This window comes from Nostocoides japonicum T1-X7, from assembly GCF_001046855.1.
In the GTDB taxonomy this organism is placed as follows: domain Bacteria; phylum Actinomycetota; class Actinomycetes; order Actinomycetales; family Dermatophilaceae; genus Nostocoides; species Nostocoides japonicum.
In genome coordinates, this window is record NZ_HF570958.1 from 2,989,647 (window position 1) to 3,007,105 (window position 17,459).

Here is a 17,459-nt window from a genome sequence, read left to right on the forward strand (position 1 = left end):
GGCGGGTCCGGGAGGCCGGCGCCCGGCGCGTCGCGGGTCGCTTGGACCCCGTGCGCTTGCGGGACGTGGAGGACGTGCGGGTCGCCATGCTCCGCACCCTAGGCCAAAGTCACGCCCGACTCACGCGTCACACGCGCCTCCCCCACACCTTCCCTCTCCGTCGAGCGGGCGTGGACGGGGCCCGGACACCCGGGACCGACACCACCGCCCGGGCCGGGATACGTTTCGGTAACCGGGCGTGGACGGGCCCGTGGGAGCGCTCTACAGTGTGTCGCGGACGGTTCCGGACCTCAGCGATCCGGGGCTCTCCATCCGCCCCGAACGGAGCGATGTCGTCGCCGGAGGACCCCGCATGGCCCTCCCCCGTGTCTCGATCGGTCCCCGGAACGGTGTGAGGGTCCCGCAATACGGTCACGAGCCGCACACAGTCGGGACCGCAACCATGCGGTCCCGCACGAATCGGAAGGGACCACATCCTGATGCCTCATCGCACCCTGCGCAGCGCCGCGCTCCTCGCGGTCGCCGGCCTCGGCCTCGCGGCCTGTGCCACGGGAGGCGGCGACAGCGCCGGCTCCTCGAGCACGTCGGCCGCCGGATCGTCGGCCGCGACGTACACGCCGAAGTCCGGGGGAGCCGGCGGCGACGTCGGCGTCTTCACCTGGTGGGCCGCCGGGTCCGAGAAGGTCGGCCTCGACGCGCTCGTCAAGCTCTTCAAGGAGAAGAACCCCAACGACACCTTCGTCAACCTCGCCGTCGCCGGCGGCGCCGGCTCGAACGCGAAGGCGAAGCTCGCCTCGGACCTCGCGAACGGCAACCCGCCGGACTCCTTCCAGGGCCATGCCGGCGCCGAGCTGTCCGACTACATCGCCGCCGGCCAGATCGAGCCGGTCAACGACGTGTTCAACGCCCTCGGCGGCGAGTCGGTCTTCCCGAAGAACCTCCTCGAGCTCATCACCGTCAAGGGGAACATCTACTCGGTCCCCTCGAACATCCACCGCGCCAACGTCGTGTGGGCCAACCCCAAGGTGCTGTCGAAGGCCGGCATCACCTCCACGCCGACGTCGATCTCCGCGTGGATCGACGACATCAAGAAGGTCAAGGCCTCCGGCGTCGCGACCCCCCTGTCCATCGGCGGCACGTGGACCCAGGTCCAGCTCCTGGAGAACGTCCTCATCTCCGACCTCGGCGACGCCGCATACAAGGGACTGTTCTCCGGTGAGACCCCCTGGGACGGCGACGGCGTGAAGCAGGCCGTCAACGACTACAAGACGCTCATGACGTACACGAACAACGCCTCTGACGGCGACGACTGGCCGGGGGCGACCGACATGGTCATCGGCGGCAAGGCCGCCTACAACGTCATGGGCGACTGGGCGGTCGCCGAGTTCACGGCGAAGAACGCCAAGCCCGACACCGACTGGACCTGGTTCCCGACGCCCGGGCAGGAGAAGGTGTTCGACTTCCTCGCCGACTCCTTCACCCTGCCCAAGGGGGCCAAGAACGCCGACGGCTCGAAGGACTGGCTCCTGCTCGTCGGGTCCGCCGACGGCCAGAAGGCGTTCAACCTCGCGAAGGGCTCCATCCCCGCGCGGACGGACGTCCCGGCGAGCGACTTCCCGGCATACCAGCAGGCCGCGATGAGCGCCTTCAAGTCCGACGCCATCGTGCCCTCGATCGCCCACGGCGCGGCGGTCTCCCTCGCCTGGAACACCGACATCTCGACCGCCGTCTCGAAGTTCCACGCGAGCCGGGACGCGAACGCCCTCGTGACCGATCTGGCGGCCGCGGCGAAGAAGAACCAGCAGTGACCCGGCGCGCGACCGCGTCGCGCTGACCCTCGGGCGGGACGACCGATCGGCCGTCCCGCCCGAGCCCGCGTCCGTCCGCCGGTATGCCGGTGCACACCTCGGCTCCGCGCTCAACCCCACCTCCACCCACGTGAGAAGGCCCACCATGCGCAACGGCGTCAAGACCTGGCTGCCCGGGCTCCTGCTCGTCTCCCCCTCGATCGTCCTCGTCGGAGTCTTCGTCTACGGTCTCATCGGCCGGAACGTCTACACCTCTCTCAACGTCACGCGGAACATCGTCACGGACAAGATCGTCAACCCCGGCGGGTACAGGAACTACACGAAGCTGCTCGGCTCGGACGACTACCAGCACGCCCTGTGGAACCTCCTCGTCCTCACCGTCGTGTTCCTCATCGGCACGATGGTCATGGGTCTGCTGTGGTCGGTCCTCCTCGAGAAGGGCGCCCGCGGCGAGGGCTTCTTCCGCTCGGTCTACCTGTTCCCCATGGCCGTCTCGTTCATCGCGGGCGGTGTCGTGTGGCGGTGGCTCCTCTCTCCCGCGCAGGGTGAGGGCCAGGCTCTCGGCCTCAACCAGCTGTTCATCAAGCTGCACCTCGACGGGCTGCAGAACCAGTGGTGGTCCTCACCGAGCGCCTTCTCGATGGCCGCCATGGCGATGCCGGCCATCTGGCAGCTCTCCGGCTACATCATGGCCCTCTTCCTCGCCGGGTTCCGCGGCATCTCCGACGACCAGCGGGAGGCGGCCCGCATCGACGGCGCGAGCGAGTGGAAGATCTACCGCCACGTCCTGTTCCCCCAGCTGTCCCCCATCGCGCTGTCGGCCCTCATCATCCTCGGGCACATGTCGATGAAGATGTTCGACCTCATCTACTCCATCGCCGGCCCGAACTCCTACAAGGCGATGGTTCCCGCCACCCTCATGTGGACCCAGATGTTCGCGAGCAACGACAAGGTCGCGGCGGCCGTCAACGCGACGATCCTCCTCGTCATCGTCGCCGTCGTCGTCGTGCCCTACCTCATCTACACCAACCGGACCGAGCAGGAGGGCCGCTGATGACCACCGCGACCGACGTCATCCCCCCGGTCACGACGACGGGTCACGGCGCCCCGGGGAGCCGCGGCAGCCGCCGGGTACGTGGCATTCGGTATGCCCTGCTCATCCTCTTCGCGGCCCTCGTCCTCATGCCGCTCTACGTCCTCGTCGTCACGAGCCTCAAGCCGTCCTCGGACGTCGACCCCTCGAGCGCCTGGGGCCTCCCGCACGCCCTGTCCGCCGAAGGCTGGCGGTCCGCCTGGGACACCCTCGCGCCTCCGCTGTGGCGCTCCGTCGTCCTCGCCGTCAGCGTCGCCGTCCTGTCCGCGATCCTCGGCGCGATGAACGGGTTCGTCTTCGCCAAGTGGCGCTTCCCCGGCTCCCACATCGTCTTCACGGCCTTCCTCTTCGGGATGTTCATCCCCTACCAGGCCGTGATGATCCCGTTGCAGGGCATGATGATCGGCGTCGAGAGCCAGCTGCCCTGGTTCACCGGCATCGTCAAGCTCATCGTCGTCCACACGATCTTCGGCATCCCGATCTGCGCGCTCATCTTCCGCAACTACTACGCGACGGCCGTCCCGACGGAGATCCTCGAGGCCGCCCGTGTCGACGGCGCGGGGATGCTCCGGGTCTTCTGGTCGGTCGTCCTGCCCGTCTCCGCGCCGGCCTTCGTCGTCACGATGATCTGGCAGTTCACCTCCGCCTGGAACGACTTCCTCTTCGCCCTCTTCCTCACTACCCGGCAGAACGGGCCCGTGACGTATGCCCTCAACGAGCTCGCCGGCGGCCAGAACCCCGACTACCCCTCGATCATGGCCGGCGTCCTCATCGCCTCGCTGCCGACACTGCTCGTCTACATCGCCCTCGGTCGCTACTTCATCGGCGGCCTGATGAGCGGCTCGGTCAAGTAGCCGTTCGTCGGGCGCGCCCCGGGCTCGGGGTGGCCAGGCTGGTGGCGGCGGGTGTGGTGCCCAGACCCCGATCGGGTGCCAGACCGCCACCTCCCCGGCTCCGGCGCCGGCGACAGGTGGTGCACAGGCCCCGATCGGGTGCCAGACCGCCACCTCCCCGGCTCCGGCGACAGGTGGTGCACAGACCCCGATCGGGTGCCAGACCGCCAAGGGGGGCCCCTTGGTGGGCGAGGCGGTCAGGCTTCGATCACCAGGGGAATGATCATCGGGCGGCGGCGGATCTTGCCGCCGACCCAGCTGCCCACGGTGCGGCGGATCACCTGTTGCAGCTGGTAGGCGTCCGCGACGCCTCCGCGGGTCGCGTCCTCGAGGGCGGTGACGATCTTGGGCCGGATGTCCTCGAAGATCTCGTCGTCCTCGGCGAAGCCCCGGGCGGTGATCTCCGGTCCGGCGACGATCTTGCCGCTCACCGAGTCCATGACGACGATGACCGAGACGAACCCCTCGTCGCGCAGGATGGCTCGGTCGCGCAGCAGCGTCTCCGTCGTGCCGCCGACCGAGGAGCCGTCGACGTAGACGTAGCCGCACGGGACGGCACCGCTCACCCGGGCCTGCCCCTCGCGCAGGTCGACGGTGACCCCGTCCTCGACGACGACGACGTTGTCGGCCGGCACGCCCGTCGCGCGGGCCAGCTCGGCGTTGGCGACCAGATGCCGCCACTCGCCGTGGACGGGCATGACGTTGCGGGGCTTGACGATGTTGTAGACGTAGATGAGCTCGCCGGCCGAGGCGTGACCGGACACGTGGACCTTGGCGTTGCCCTTGTGGACGACCGTCGCGCCGAGCCGCATGAGGCCGTTGATGACGCGGTAGACGGCGTTCTCGTTGCCCGGGATGAGCGACGAGGCGAGCAGGACGGTGTCGCCGGGGCCCACCTCGATCCGGTGGTCCCGGTTGGCCATCCGCGACAGCGCGGCCATCGGCTCGCCCTGGGAGCCGGTGCAGATGAGGACGATCCTGTCGTCCGGCAGGTCCCCGAGCTTCTTGAAGTCGACGAGGATGCCGTCGGGGACGTGGAGGTAGCCGAGGTCGGCGGCGATCCCCATGTTGCGGATCATCGAGCGGCCGACCATGGACACCTTGCGGCCCGCCTTCTCCGCGGCGTCGAGGACCTGCTGGACGCGGTGCACGTGCGAGGAGAAGCAGGCGACGATGATCCGGCGCTCGGCGTGCCGGAACACCTTGTCGATGGCCGGTGCGATCTCCCGCTCGGGGGTCGTGAAGCCCGGCACCTCGGCATTCGTGGAGTCGGTGAGGAACAGGTCGACGCCCTCCTCACCGAGCCGGGCGAAGGCGCGCAGGTCGGTGAGCCTCCGGTCGAGCGGCAGCTGGTCCATCTTGAAGTCGCCGGTATGCAGGATCGTCCCGGCCGGGGTCCGGATGCAGACGGCGAGGGCGTCGGGGATGGAGTGGTTGACGGCGACGAACTCGCAGTCGAAGACGCCGAGGCGCTCCCGGTTCCCCTCGCGGACGCCGAGTGTGTACGGCGTGATCCGGTGCTCGCGCAGCTTGGCCTCGACGAGGGCGAGGGTGAGCATCGACCCGACGAGGGGGATGTCGGGCTTGAGCCGCAGCAGGTAGGGCACGGCCCCGATGTGGTCCTCGTGGCCATGGGTGAGGACGATCGCCTGGACGTCGTCGAGCCGGTCGGCGATGTACTCGAAGTCGGGGAGGATGAGGTCGACGCCGGGATGGGTCTCCTCGGGGAACAGGACGCCGCAGTCGACGACGAGGAGCTGGCCCGCGTGCTCGACGACCGTCATGTTCCGGCCGACCTCGCCCAGCCCGCCGAGCGGCACGACCCGGAGGGCATCGCCCGGAAGGGGCGCGGGCAGGGCCAGCTCGGGGTGCGGGTGGCTCACAGGAGGCCGGCCTCCTTCAGCCCGCGACGCAGGATCTCCAGGTGCTCCGGCGGCGACTCCACCAAGGGCAGCCGGACCGTCGCGTGCTCGATGACGCCGAGCTCGACGAGGGCCGCCTTGGCCATGATCGCGCCCTGCGACGTCGACATGATCGCGTCGACCGCGGGGATGAGCCGGCGGTGGATCTCCCGTGCCGCAGGGAGATCGCCGCGGTCCACGGCGGCGACCATCCCGGCATACTCGCGTCCCGCCACATGGCCGACGACGCTGACGACACCGACCGCGCCCTGCGCGAGGAGGGCGAGGTTCACCTCGTCCGCGCCGGAGTAGTAGAGCAGGTCGGTCGCCGCCATGACCTTCGTCGAGGCCCATTGGTCGCCCTTGGCGTCCTTGACGGCGAGGATCCGGGGGTGCTCGGCCAGCTGGACGAGGGTCTCGGAGGCGAACGGTATGCCGGTCCGCCCCGGGATGTCGTAGAGCATGACGGGCAGGTCGGTCGTGTCGGCGACGGCGCGGCAGTGCGCGACGAGACCGGGCTGGGTCGGCTTGTTGTAGTACGGCGAGACGAGGAGCAGGCCGGTGGCGCCGGCGTCGCGCGCCCGCGCGGCCATGTCGACCGAGTGGGCCGTGTTGTTCGACCCGACACCGGCGACGATCGCCGCCCGGTCACCGACGGCGTCGGCGACGACCGCGACCATCTCGATGCTCTCCCGGGACGTCAGGGTCGCCGACTCCCCCGTCGTCCCGTTGACGACGAGACCGTCGTGGCCCTGGTCGACGAGATGGCGGGCCAGGGCCTTGGCTCCCTCCAGGTCGAGCGACCCGTCGGGACGCATCGGGGACACCATGGCCGTGAGGACCCGACCGAAGGGGGTAGCTGCTGGCATACCGGAAGGCTATCGCGCGGCCCGGACATCGCCGGGCGAGCGACCCGGCCATGAGACCGCGTCCGCCGGCCGATCTCGCGCTGTCCGAGCGCGGTGTTACCTTCCTTCCCGTGCGCGCCTACCTCGACCTGCTCGAGCACGTCCTCACGACCGGCGTCGAGAAGTCCGACCGCACGGGGACGGGCACGCGGAGCGTGTTCGGCCACCAGATGCGGTTCGACCTCGCCGACGGGTTCCCCGTCGTCACGACGAAGCGGCTCCACCTGCGGTCGATCATCGGCGAGCTGCTGTGGTTCCTCCGCGGCGACACGAACGTGCGCTGGCTCCAGGAGCGCGGCATCACGATCTGGGACGAGTGGGCCGACGCGAACGGCGACCTCGGGCCGGTCTACGGCTACCAGTGGCGCTCGTGGCCGACACCCGACGGGCGGCACGTCGACCAGATCGCCAAGGTCGTCGAGTCGATCCGCACCGACCCCGACAGCCGCCGCCACATCGTCTCGGCCTGGAACGTCGCCGACGTCGACGACATGGCCCTGCCACCGTGCCACGCGCTCTTCCAGTTCTACGTCGCGCCGGGCGTCAACGGGGGTCCCGGTCGGCTGTCGTGCCAGCTCTACCAGCGGTCGGCCGACGTCTTCCTCGGCGTGCCGTTCAACATCGCCTCGTACGCGCTGCTCACGATGATGGTCGCCCGGCTCACCGGGCTCGAGCCCGGCGAGCTCGTCCACACCCTCGGCGACGCGCACCTCTACCTCAACCACCTCGACCAGGCGCGCGAGCAGCTGGCGCGCGAGCCCTATCCCCTGCCGACGATGCGAATCGCGGACCGGCCGGCCATCGACGCGTTCGACCTCGAGGACTTCGAGCTCGTCGGCTACCGGGCGCACCCCTCGATCAAGGCGCCCATCGCCGTCTGAGCCGGGTGAGCCGTTCGCGCCGCGGGGGTGCGTGCGGGCATACGGTGTGGGGCATGACGCGGATCACGCTGATCGCCGCCCTCGGACGCAACCTGGCGATCGGACGGGACGGCGCGATGCCTTGGCACCTCCCGGCGGACCTGCGGCACTTCAAGGACACGACGATGGGTCATCCGCTCGTCATGGGGCGGGTCACCTTCGAGTCCATCGGGCGCCCCCTCCCGGGACGTCGGACGATCGTCATCACCCGGTCCCCGGACTGGCACCACGCGGAGGTCGAGTCGGCCCATTCCTTCCCCGAGGCGCTCGCCCTCGCCGGTCCGGCCGACGAGGTCTTCGTCGCCGGTGGCGGCCAGATCTACCGCGAGGCGATGCCGTATGCCACGCGCATGGTGCTCACCGAGGTCGACGACTCTCCCGAGGGCGACACCTTCTTCCCGGAGTGGGTCGTCGACGACTGGCGGGAGACCCATCGGGAGGAGCACGAGGGCTTCGCCGTCGCCACCTATGAACGCGTGACGTGAAACATATCGCTTCATTCTCTCTGAATGAAGCTATTATCTTTATATGTCGTCGATGAAGCCCTCCTCTGTCGCAGCGGTCATCGGTGACCTCGTCCGGTCGCGGGCCGCCCCCGACCGGGCCGCCCTCCAGGGGCGTCTCGTCGCCGCTCTCGACGAGGTGTCCGCGTCGGTCCCCGGTCTCCTCGACCCGCTCGCCGTGACGGCCGGCGACGAGTTCCAGGGGACCTTCGCGACCGTCGGGTCAGCGCTCGAGGCCTGCCTGGCCGTCCGGCTCGCCCTCCTCCCGCACGCCGACGCGCGGTTCGGCGTCGGCTGGGGCCCCGTCACCCTTCTCGACGCCCAGCGCGGGATCCAGGACGGGCCCGGTTGGTGGGCGGCCCGGGGCGCCATCGACGACGTCCACCGGACGGCTGCCACGGCGGCGACGAGGACGGCGCGCACGGCATACCGCCGGGCCGAGGACGTCACGGGGCCAGACGAGGCCGCCGTCGCCGCCGCGCTGCTCTGTCGGGACCATCTGCTTGGATCACTGGACGAACGGTCGATCGAGGTGGTGAGAGGCATCATGGCGGGGCGTACCCAGGCGGAGCTGGCGCAGGATCTCGGCATCTCGCCGTCCGCCGTGTCCCAGCGCGTCCGCACCGACGGCCTCGGTGTCCTCGTCGAGGCGTCCCGTCTCCTGCGGGAGGTCGCGTGAGCATCCTCGCCGTCCTGCTCGTCGCCGTCGGCGTCGCCGACCTCGTCCGCGCCGAGGGGCCGACGACGACCCCGCACCGGCCGGCGGGTCGCCGGGGGTGCGACGGGACTCGTCCTCCTCGTCGCCCTCGGCCTGCTCGGCTCACTGACGACGCTCGGGGACCTGCTCCTCCTCCTCGTCGCCGCGCTGACGCTCGCCGCCTGGATCGCCCTGTCGGGTCGGGCAGCCGCTGCGCCCGACCCGTCGACCGATCACGCGAACCCGGCGCTCGCCCTCGGCATCCCGGCCATCGGGCTCGTCGTCCTCCTCGCCTCCTCCGCCGTCCCCACGCCGGTGACCGGCCCGTTGCGCCGCTGGCTGCACGGGCTCGATCTGCCGACCCTCGCCCATGCCTCCCCCACCCGGATCCTCCTCGTCTGCGGCCTGCTCCTCGTCCAGTTCGCCACCGCCAACGTCGTGGTCCGCCTCGTCCTCGCGGGCGTCGGCGCCATCAAGCCGAGCGGACAGCCCCAGCCGTCGGACCAGCTGCGCGGCGGCCGCCTCCTCGGTCCGATGGAGCGGGTCGTCATCCTGGGCCTCGGCCTCGCCGGGGAGGTGACCGCGGCGGGGGTCGTCGTCGCCGCGAAGGGCCTCATCCGTTGGCCGGAGCTGCAGGCCCGGGCCAGGGCACCCGACCGGCCGAGCATCGACGAGGTGACGGAGTACTTCCTCGTCGGCAGCTTCGTCAGCTGGCTGGTCGCTCTCGTGTCGCTGTGGCTGGCGCAGACCTGAGCCCGTCGTGCTCATCCGTGGGCGGGGTCCAGAACACCTCGTGATGGACCCGCGAGGCGTCGACGCCGGCGTCGGCGAGGGTGTCCTGCGCCGTCTCGACGAGTCCGGCCGGGCCGCAGAGGTACCACTCGTCGACGTCCTCGACGGGTGCGTAGTCGTCGAGGAGTCGCACGAGTCGCGACCGGTCGATGCGGCCGCTCCGCAGCGAGTCCTCACCGGGCTCGCGCGAGCGGACGTGGACGACCTCGCACCGGCCCTCGTGGGTGCGAGAGAGCGCTTCGAGCTCCTCGAGGAACATCGTCGACGCGGCGGTGCGGTTCGCGTAGACGAGAGTGACCCGCGAGCGCGGCTCGTCCTCCAGGACCGTCGTGATGAGGGACAGGACCGGGGTGATCCCCGATCCGCCGACGATCGCGACGTGATGACGTTGCGCGTCCGGAACGGTCGGTGCCGTGAAGTCGCCGAGCGGCGGGAGGACGTCGATGACGTCTCCGGGCCGGACCCGCGTCGTGAGCCAGGTCGACATCCGCCCCCCGGGGACGCCGGCCGCGGCGATCCGGAGCGTTCCCGACCGACGGGCCGCCGACGGCGACATCGCGATCGAGTAGGACTGCCGCACCGGCTCGCCGTCGATCTCCGCCCGGAGGGTGAGGTGCTGGCCCGGTCGGAAGCGGAGGAACTCGCCGGCCAGGCCGTCCGGCACCCCGAAGGTCACGGCGACCGCACCGTCGGCGACCCTCTCGACGCCCACGACGCGCAGCGGGTGGAACCTCGGGCGGGGTCGGCCGGTCGAGGTCGACAGCAGTCCCCCGGTCGGCGCCATGCTCCTCAGTATGCCGACCGGCCCACCTGACAGGATGGGCCGGTGACGAGCCCGACACCCGAGCAGCACCCCCACGGCCACGCGCATCCGCACCCCCACAGCGCGTCGCACGGCCACGGCGTCCCGCACGGCCACGGCGCCCCGCACGCGGACGCGTCCGTGCGGGGGGCGGTCCCCGCCGACAGCGCGGCGGTCGGCGAGGTCCAGGCGGCGGTCTGGCAGGTGGCATACGACGGAGTGGTCCCGGTCACGGTGCTCGACGCCTTCCGGCCCGAGGCGTTCGCCGCCTCCTGGCGCGCCTCCCTCGAGACGCCGCCGGCCGGTGCGTTCGCGCTGCTCGTCGCCCGGGCCGGTGACCAGGTCGTCGGCTTCGCCTCGGTCGGGCCGACGCAGGACCCGGACGCCGACGACGAGACCGGCGAGCTCCTCGCCCTCGCCGTGCATCCCGGCGCCCGCCGCGCGGGGCACGGTTCCCGCCTCGTCAACGCCGCCGTCGCGCACCTCATGGACGCGGGGGCCCGGCGGGTCCACGCCTGGCTCCTCGCCCGCGACGAGGACACCCGGGCGTTCCTCGTCGGTGCGGGGTTCGCTCCCGACGGTGCGTTCCGGGACCGCGTCGTCGGCCCGAACGGCGAGACGGCGCGGGAGGTGCGCGTCGTCACCGACGTATCGGATCCCGCGCCGGCATGACCGGCGCGACATCCGACACGCGTCGCCGGGAGGTCGTCCGGCAGTCCTGGTCGGTCGGCATCGCGACGGGCGCGTACGGCATCAGCTTCGGAGCCCTCGCGGTGGCCGCGGGCCTGACCGTCTGGCAGGCCCAGGCGCTGTCGGCCCTCATGTTCACCGGCGGGTCGCAGTTCGCGTTCGTCGGGATCGTCGGATCCGGTGGACTCGCCGCCGCGCCCGCAGCCATCGCGACCGCGGCCATGCTCGGCGTGCGCAACGGCCTCTACGCGCTGCAGACCTCGCGTCTCCTCGCGGTCCGCGGACACCGCCGGGTCGCGGCCGCGCACCTGACGATCGACGAGTCGACCGCCGTGAGCGTGGCGCAGGCCGAGCCGACACTCGGTCGGGTCGGGTTCTGGCATACCGGGATCGCCGTGTTCGTCCTGTGGAACGCCGCCACCCTCGCCGGCGCCCTCGTCGGCAACGCTCTCGGCGACCCCCGACGGTACGGCCTCGACGCCGCCGCGTCCGCCGCGTTCTGCGCGCTCCTCTGGCCACGCCTCACGACGCCGCAGGCACGCCTGACCGCCGGCATCGCCATCGTCATCGCGCTCGGCATCTCGCCGTCCGTGGCCGCCGGCATACCGGTCCTCGCGGCGTCCCTCGCCGCCGTCGGCGTCGGGGTCATCTCGGCCCGATCAGCCCGATCGGCTCGCGACGGTGCCGGCCGGGAGGACCGCCCCACGGAGGATGCCCCATGACGATGTGGGGTGCGGTCCTCATCGGCTGTGCGGCCTGCTTCGTCCTCAAGGCGGCGGGCTACGTCGTCCCGGCCCGCTGGCTCGAAGGGCGCGTCGTGTCGCGGGTGACCACCCTGCTTCCCGTGGCCCTGCTCGCTGCCCTCGTGGCCGTCCAGTCCTTCACGACCGACGGACGACTCGTCCTCGACGCCCGGCTCGCGGCGGTCGTCGTCGCCGTCGTCCTGCTGTCCCTCCGGGCCAACTTCGTCGTCGTCGTCCTCGCCGCGGCCGTCGTGGCCGCCGCCCTGCGCGCCGTCGGCTGGGTGGCCTGACGCACTCGGCCCTCCCCGTCGTGTCGGCGTGCCGGCGCGGTGTCACGGGGCGTCTCTGCGTGACGGCGCCGTGACGTGGGCGGGTCGGCCGCTCGCTGAGTACGGGCGACCCGGGCGTCAGAGGTCGAGGACGTTCTCCAGACCGACGGTGAGGCCGGGGTGGTCGCCGACGGCACGCACGGCGGCGAGCACGCCGGGCATGAAGGACACGCGGTCGAACGAGTCGTGCCGCAGGGTGAGGGTCTCCCCCTCCGTGCCGAGAACGACCTCCTGGTGGGCCACGAGGCCGCGCAGGCGCACCGAGTGGACGGGTATGCCGTCCACGCGCGCTCCGCGGGCCCCGTCCGGGTCGTCGGTCGTCGCGTCAGGGACGTCCCCGAGCCCCGCCGAGCGACGGGCTGCCGCGACGAGGCGAGCGGTGCGGGCAGCGGTGCCGGACGGCGCGTCGACCTTGTTCGGGTGGTGGAGCTCGATGATCTCGACGGACTCGTAGAACCGGGCCGCCTGCTCGGCGAACCGCATCATGAGGACCGCGCCGACCGCGAAGTTCGGCGCGATGAGGACGCCCACGTCGTGACCGCTGTCCGCGATCTGCTGCTCGAGGCGGGCGAGGCGCTCCTCGTCCCACCCGGTCGTTCCGACAACGACATCGACCCCCTGCCCCACGCAGTGGGCGACGTTGTCCGGCGACGCCGACGGGACGGAGAACTCGACGACGACGTCCGCCCCGCCGAGGTCCCTCAGGTCGTCGTCCACGTCGAACCGGCCGACGAGCTCCAGGTCGTCCGCCGCTTCGACGGCGCGGCACACCTGCGACCCCATGCGTCCGGCGGCTCCGACGACGGCGACCCGGATGAGACTGTCCATGACCGGCGAGCCTAGCCGGGGCGCCGCGACGCGATGTCGGCGGCGCTCCACGCGCCGGCGCTCCACCGCCGGCGCAGGGGCCGCATACCGTGTCGGGCCTGCTGCGCGAACGCCCCGAGGGCCCCGTGCACGGCGTCAGCCGGCGGCATGCCGCCGGGCCAGGGGTCCGCATACACCGTGTCGGCCCCGTTGCGAACCCGGCCCGAAGGATCCCCGGACGGCCTCAGTGGCCGTGATGCCGCCGGGCGAGGTGAGCCGCGCCGACGATGCCCGCCTTGTTGCGCAACGTCGCCGGGACGACCGGCGTCTTGAGGTCGAGGAGGGGGAGGAACTGGTCGGCGTCCTTGCTCACTCCACCTCCCACGACGAACAGGTCCGGCGACATGAGGAACTCGAGTGCGGCGTAGTAGACCTGGAGTCGCTGGGCCCACTCCTCCCAGGAGAGCTCCTCGCGCTCGCGGACCGAGTTCGCGGCGCGGGTCTCCGCGTCGAACCCACCGACCTCGATATGCCCCAGCTCGGAGTTCGGGAAGAGCACGCCGTCGCAGATGAGGGCGGTGCCGATGCCCGTGCCGAGCGTCGTGACGACGACGATGCCGTCCTGGTCCGCGGCGGCCCCGTAGGCGTCCTCGCCGACTCCGGCGGCGTCCGCGTCGTTGACGACATGGACGGGTCGCTGCAGGAGGCGCTCGAGATGCGACTGGGCATCGAACCCGGCCCACGACGGGTCGAGGTTCACGGCGATCTGGACGACGCCCTTCTTCACCGGGCCAGGGATCGTCACTCCGACGGGGGCGTCGTCGGGGAGGCCGAACCCGCCGACGACCTCGGCGATCGTGTCGCACACCGCCTCCGGAGTCGCCGGGCGTGGCGTCGGGATGCGCAGGCGCTTCTCGGCGAACGTCCCCTTCCTCAGGTCGACCGGGGCGCCCTTGACGCCGGTGCCGCCGACGTCGATGCCCAATGCGACTCGAGGCTTCGATCCCATGTGCTCACTCCTCGCCCGTCCTGATGCCGGCATCGGTCTCCACAACGTCGCGGCGCTTCCCACGGCGTCACGATGCCTGACCGGCCCTGCGGCGAGCAGGTCGCCCCATCGCACGGCACCGTGCGGGTGCACTGTAGCCCGTCGCCCGGCCCCGGCGACCCGTCCCGCCCCCGAGCTCCGATCCCCAGGCGCCTCTCCGGCTCACCCACGCGCCCTCCCCGCACGTGCCGAGAAGATGTCGTCACGACGCCCGATCGACGACATCAAGTCGGCACGTGCACCAGTCCTCTTCGCACGTGCCGAGTTGTTGTCGTCACCGCGTCGGATCGACGACATCAAGTCGGCACGTGCGGGGTCAGAGGTGACGCGTGGGCGTCCTCGGGATGGGGAACCGGGCGGAGACGCGACGCGGCCCGGCTCCTCCGGAGAGGAACCGGGCCGCATGCCGGATGGCGTATGCCGTGAGCTCAGCCCTCGACGGACGCTCCGGCGTCGCTGTGCTCACCGTGGCCACGGTTGCCACCGCGCCGACGACGACGGTTGCGGCCGCCCTCGCGGCGCGGAGCGTCACCGTTCGTGGAGTCCGCGGCCTCGGCGGAGGAGCCGTCGCCGTCGTCCTCCGCCGACGACGGCCCGGCCGACGCGTCGGACGCCGACGCATCGGACGCCGACGCATCGGACGACGAGTCGCCCTCGCCCTCGGGGAGGACGGCCGCGAGCGACAGCTTGCCGCGCGGGTCGATCTCCTTCAGCTCGACCTGGACCTTCTGGCCGATCGACAGGACGTCCTCGACGGCGTCGATCCGCTTGCCGCCGACCAGCTTGCGCACCTCGGAGATGTGCAGCAGCCCGTCCTTGCCGGGCAGCAGGGAGACGAACGCACCGAAGGTCGTCGTCTTGACGACGGTCCCGAGGAAGCGCTCGCCGATCTCCGGCATCTGCGGGTTGGCGATGGCGTTGACCATCGCCCGGGCCGCCTCGGCGGACGGGCCGTCGGTCGCGCCGATGTACACCGTGCCGTCGTCCTCGATGGAGATCTGGGCGCCGGTGTCCTCCTGGATCTGGTTGATCATCTTGCCCTTGGGGCCGATGACCTCGCCGATCTTGTCGACGGGGACCGTCACCGAGATGACCCGCGGAGCGTAGGGGCTCATCTCGTCGGGGGTGTCGATCGCCTCGTTCATGACGTCGAGGATGTGGAACCGGGCCTGCCGCGCCTGGGTCAGCGCACCGGCGAGGACCGACGCGGGGATGCCGTCGAGCTTGGTGTCCAGCTGGATCGCCGTGACGAAGTCGCGGGTGCCGGCGACCTTGAAGTCCATGTCGCCGAACGCGTCCTCGGCACCGAGGATGTCGGTCAGCGCGGCATACTGCGTCTCGCCGTCGACCTCGTCGGAGACCAGGCCCATCGCGATGCCCGCGACCGGGGCGCGCAGCGGCACCCCGGCGTTGAGGAGCGCGAGGGTCGAGGCGCACACCGAGCCCATCGAGGTGGACCCGTTGGAGCCGAGCGCCTCGGAGACCTGGCGGATGGCATACGGGAACTCCTCGCGCGTCGGCAGGACCGGCATGAGGGCTCGCTCGGCGAGCGCCCCGTGACCGATCTCGCGACGCTTCGGCGACCCGACGCGGCCGGTCTCACCGGTCGAGTAGGGCGGGAAGTTGTAGTTGTGCATGTACCGCTTGCGGGTGACCGGCGACAGCGTGTCGAGCTGCTGCTCCATCCGGAGCATGTTGAGCGTCGTCACGCCGAGGATCTGGGTCTCGCCGCGCTCGAACAGCGCCGAGCCGTGGACCCGCGGGAGCACCTCGACCTCGGCCGACAGCGCCCGGATGTCCTCCAGGCCGCGGCCGTCGATGCGCACCTTGTCGCGCAGGATCCGCTGCCGGACCATCTTCTTCTGGACCGCGCGGTATGCGGCGGACACCTCGGAGCCGCGGCCCTCGAAGTCCTTGCCCTCACCGGCGAGCTCGGCCTTGAGGGCCTCCTTGAGCGCGTCGATCTTCTCCTCGCGCTCCTGCTTGCCCGCGATCGAGAGGGCCGCCCGCAGCTGCTCGGCGGTGTCCTTCTCGACCCGCGCGTACACGTCGTCCTGGTAGTCGAGGAAGATCGGGAACTCCTCGACCGGCTTGGCGGCCTCCGCCGCGAGGCGCTGCTGGGCCTCGCAGAGCACCCGGATGAACGCCTTGGACGCCTCGAGCCCCTCGGCGACGACCTCCTCGGTCGGCGCCTGCTTGCCCTGGTTCCTCACGAGGTCCCAGGTGGACTCGGTGGACTCGGCCTCGACCATCATGATGGCGACGTCGTCACCGGCGATCCGGCCCGCGACGACCATGTCGAACGTCGACCGCTCGATGTCGGAGAAGTTGGGGAAGGCGACCCACTGGCCGTCGATGAGGCTGACGCGGACGCCGCCGATCGGGCCGGAGAACGGCAGACCGGAGATCTGCGTCGACGCGCTCGCCGCGTTGATGGCGAGGACGTCGTACTGGTGGTCGGGGTTGAGCGCGAGGACGGTGATGACGACCTGGACCTCGTTGCGCAGGCCCTTGGTGAACGTCGGGCGCAGCGGCCGGTCGATGAGCCGGCAGGTGAGGATGGCGTCGGTCGAGGGGCGACCCTCGCGGCGGAAGAAGCTGCCGGGGATCTTGCCCGCGGCATACATCCGCTCCTCGACGTCGACCGTCAGGGGGAAGAAGTCGAAGCCCTCCCGCGGGTGCTTGCCCGCCGTCGTCGTCGACAGGAGCATCGTGTCACCGTCGAGGTATGCGGTGACGGCGCCGCCGGCCTGGCGGGCGAGCCGGCCGGTCTCGAACCGGACCGTCCGGGTGCCGAAGCTGCCGTTGTCGATGACGGCCTCGGCGAAGGTGATCTCTGGACCCTCCATTGGGCCCTCCATTTCTGTCTCTTCGTATGCCACGCGCATCGTCGTTGTGCGCGGGCTTCCAGCAGGTGCGCCTCACATGCGAGAAGGAGCGGCCCCCGTCCGTGGGAGTCGCTCCTTCTCCAAGGTCATCGGCGCAGGCCGAGGCGCTTGATCAGCGAGCGGTAGCGCTCGATGTCGACGCTCTCGAGGTAACGCAGCAGCCGGCGGCGACGGCCGACCAGGAGCAGCAGGCCGCGCCGGCTGTGGTGGTCGTGCTTGTGCTCGCGCGAGTGCTCGGTGAGGTCCTTGATGCGCTGCGTGAGCAGGGCGACCTGAACCTCGGGGGAGCCGGTGTCGCCCTCGCTGGTGGCGTACTCGGCGATGATCCTGCTCTTGACATCCGCGTCCAGTGGCATGGGCGAGCGGCTCCGTTTCTCTGCTAGGTTGCGCGGTGCTCCCGGGCTTGTCCACCGGGGCTCTCTGGTTCCGCGGCCGATCCAACGGCATGGCCTCACCGCAGTGAAGCCACCCAAGGCTACCAGCGGCGCCGCCCGCCGCCCTAATCGCTGCGCGCCGCCCCCACCCCTTCGTTCGCTCCCTTCCCTCCCCTTCCCGGGCCGCCTTCCCGCACGTGCCGAGTTGTTGTCGTCGTCCCGCACGTGCCGAGTTGTTGTCGTCGTCCCGCACGTGCCGAGTT

General features: G+C 71.2%; 17 protein-coding genes. 10 read left to right on the plus strand and 7 right to left on the minus strand.

The features are described 5' to 3' along the window. The first annotated feature begins 479 nt into the window (after nt 1–479). The 3 genes from BN12_RS13435 to BN12_RS13445 all read left to right on the plus strand — a co-directional run bounded on the left by BN12_RS13435 (nt 480) and on the right by BN12_RS13445 (nt 3,755). Nucleotides 480–1,808 carry an ABC transporter substrate-binding protein gene (locus tag BN12_RS13435; RefSeq protein WP_048553194.1) on the plus strand — a complete coding sequence of 443 codons (1,329 nt, stop codon included), beginning with the start codon at nt 480–482 and terminating at the stop codon, nt 1,806–1,808. 145 nt (nt 1,809–1,953) lie between these two features. Beyond that, complete coding sequence (locus BN12_RS13440) at nt 1,954–2,862, plus strand: carbohydrate ABC transporter permease (protein WP_048553196.1); 909 nt, start codon at nt 1,954–1,956, stop codon at nt 2,860–2,862. Further along, nucleotides 2,862–3,755, plus strand: coding sequence for a carbohydrate ABC transporter permease (locus tag BN12_RS13445; RefSeq protein WP_053080034.1), 894 nt, complete (start codon nt 2,862–2,864; stop codon nt 3,753–3,755). Before BN12_RS13440 ends, BN12_RS13445 begins: the two co-directional genes overlap by 1 nt. 236 nt (nt 3,756–3,991) lie before the next feature. On the opposite strand, the gene BN12_RS13450 is transcribed toward BN12_RS13445, so the two are convergent. Together BN12_RS13450 and dapA are read right to left on the minus strand one after the other, a co-directional pair. Continuing rightward, entirely contained in the window at nt 3,992–5,677 is a 1,686-nt protein-coding gene (locus tag BN12_RS13450) for a ribonuclease J (RefSeq protein ID WP_048553199.1), read from the minus strand. Continuing rightward, nucleotides 5,674–6,564, minus strand: coding sequence for a 4-hydroxy-tetrahydrodipicolinate synthase (gene dapA, locus BN12_RS13455; protein ID WP_048553201.1), 891 nt, complete (start codon nt 6,562–6,564; stop codon nt 5,674–5,676). The genes BN12_RS13450 and dapA overlap by 4 nt, the downstream gene beginning before the upstream one ends. A gap of 110 nt (nt 6,565–6,674) precedes the next feature. Between dapA and BN12_RS13460 the strand changes: the two genes are divergently transcribed. The 4 genes from BN12_RS13460 to BN12_RS26165 all read left to right on the plus strand — a co-directional run bounded on the left by BN12_RS13460 (nt 6,675) and on the right by BN12_RS26165 (nt 9,476). Continuing rightward, nucleotides 6,675–7,484 carry a thymidylate synthase gene (locus BN12_RS13460; protein WP_048556395.1) on the plus strand — a complete coding sequence of 270 codons (810 nt, stop codon included), beginning with the start codon at nt 6,675–6,677 and terminating at the stop codon, nt 7,482–7,484. A gap of 53 nt (nt 7,485–7,537) precedes the next feature. Further along, a complete protein-coding gene (locus tag BN12_RS13465; protein WP_048553203.1) occupies nt 7,538–8,008 on the plus strand; it encodes a dihydrofolate reductase in 471 nt (156 codons plus the stop codon). A gap of 43 nt (nt 8,009–8,051) precedes the next feature. Next, entirely contained in the window at nt 8,052–8,705 is a 654-nt protein-coding gene (locus tag BN12_RS13470; protein ID WP_048553204.1) for a SatD family protein, read from the plus strand. A 333-nt stretch (nt 8,706–9,038) separates the two neighbouring features. After that, nucleotides 9,039–9,476 carry a hypothetical protein gene (locus BN12_RS26165; protein ID WP_235432403.1) on the plus strand — a complete coding sequence of 146 codons (438 nt, stop codon included), beginning with the start codon at nt 9,039–9,041 and terminating at the stop codon, nt 9,474–9,476. On the opposite strand, the gene BN12_RS24540 is transcribed toward BN12_RS26165, so the two are convergent. Beyond that, nucleotides 9,430–10,299, minus strand: a complete 870-nt coding sequence (locus BN12_RS24540; RefSeq protein ID WP_053080035.1) for an FAD-binding oxidoreductase — start codon at nt 10,297–10,299, stop codon at nt 9,430–9,432. The two genes, BN12_RS26165 and BN12_RS24540, sit on opposite strands and share 47 nt — an antisense overlap. 42 nt (nt 10,300–10,341) lie before the next feature. Between BN12_RS24540 and BN12_RS24545 the strand changes: the two genes are divergently transcribed. Genes BN12_RS24545 through BN12_RS13495 form a run of 3 tightly spaced genes read left to right on the plus strand, consistent with a single transcriptional unit; the run spans nt 10,342 to nt 12,040 of the window. Continuing rightward, a complete protein-coding gene (locus BN12_RS24545; protein WP_157635487.1) occupies nt 10,342–10,989 on the plus strand; it encodes a GNAT family N-acetyltransferase in 648 nt (215 codons plus the stop codon). Beyond that, a complete protein-coding gene (locus tag BN12_RS13490; protein ID WP_048553208.1) occupies nt 10,986–11,729 on the plus strand; it encodes an AzlC family ABC transporter permease in 744 nt (247 codons plus the stop codon). Before BN12_RS24545 ends, BN12_RS13490 begins: the two co-directional genes overlap by 4 nt. Then, nucleotides 11,726–12,040: an AzlD domain-containing protein gene (locus BN12_RS13495; protein WP_048553209.1), complete on the plus strand. Its 315-nt coding sequence runs from the start codon at nt 11,726–11,728 to the stop codon at nt 12,038–12,040. Before BN12_RS13490 ends, BN12_RS13495 begins: the two co-directional genes overlap by 4 nt. A 117-nt stretch (nt 12,041–12,157) precedes the next feature. Here BN12_RS13495 and dapB read toward each other — a convergent pair whose 3' ends face one another. The 4 genes from dapB to rpsO all read right to left on the minus strand — a co-directional run bounded on the left by dapB (nt 12,158) and on the right by rpsO (nt 17,178). Next, nucleotides 12,158–12,907: a 4-hydroxy-tetrahydrodipicolinate reductase gene (dapB, locus tag BN12_RS13500; protein ID WP_048553211.1), complete on the minus strand. Its 750-nt coding sequence runs from the start codon at nt 12,905–12,907 to the stop codon at nt 12,158–12,160. A gap of 223 nt (nt 12,908–13,130) precedes the next feature. Further along, a complete protein-coding gene (gene ppgK / locus BN12_RS13505; protein WP_048553215.1) occupies nt 13,131–13,895 on the minus strand; it encodes a polyphosphate--glucose phosphotransferase in 765 nt (254 codons plus the stop codon). Between the two features lie 467 nt (nt 13,896–14,362). Then, a complete protein-coding gene (locus BN12_RS13510) occupies nt 14,363–16,783 on the minus strand; it encodes a polyribonucleotide nucleotidyltransferase (RefSeq protein ID WP_048553216.1) in 2,421 nt (806 codons plus the stop codon). Nucleotides 16,784–16,908: 125 nt separating this feature from the next. Then, complete coding sequence (gene rpsO / locus BN12_RS13515) at nt 16,909–17,178, minus strand: 30S ribosomal protein S15 (RefSeq protein WP_048553217.1); 270 nt, start codon at nt 17,176–17,178, stop codon at nt 16,909–16,911. Nucleotides 17,179–17,459 lie beyond the last annotated feature (281 nt).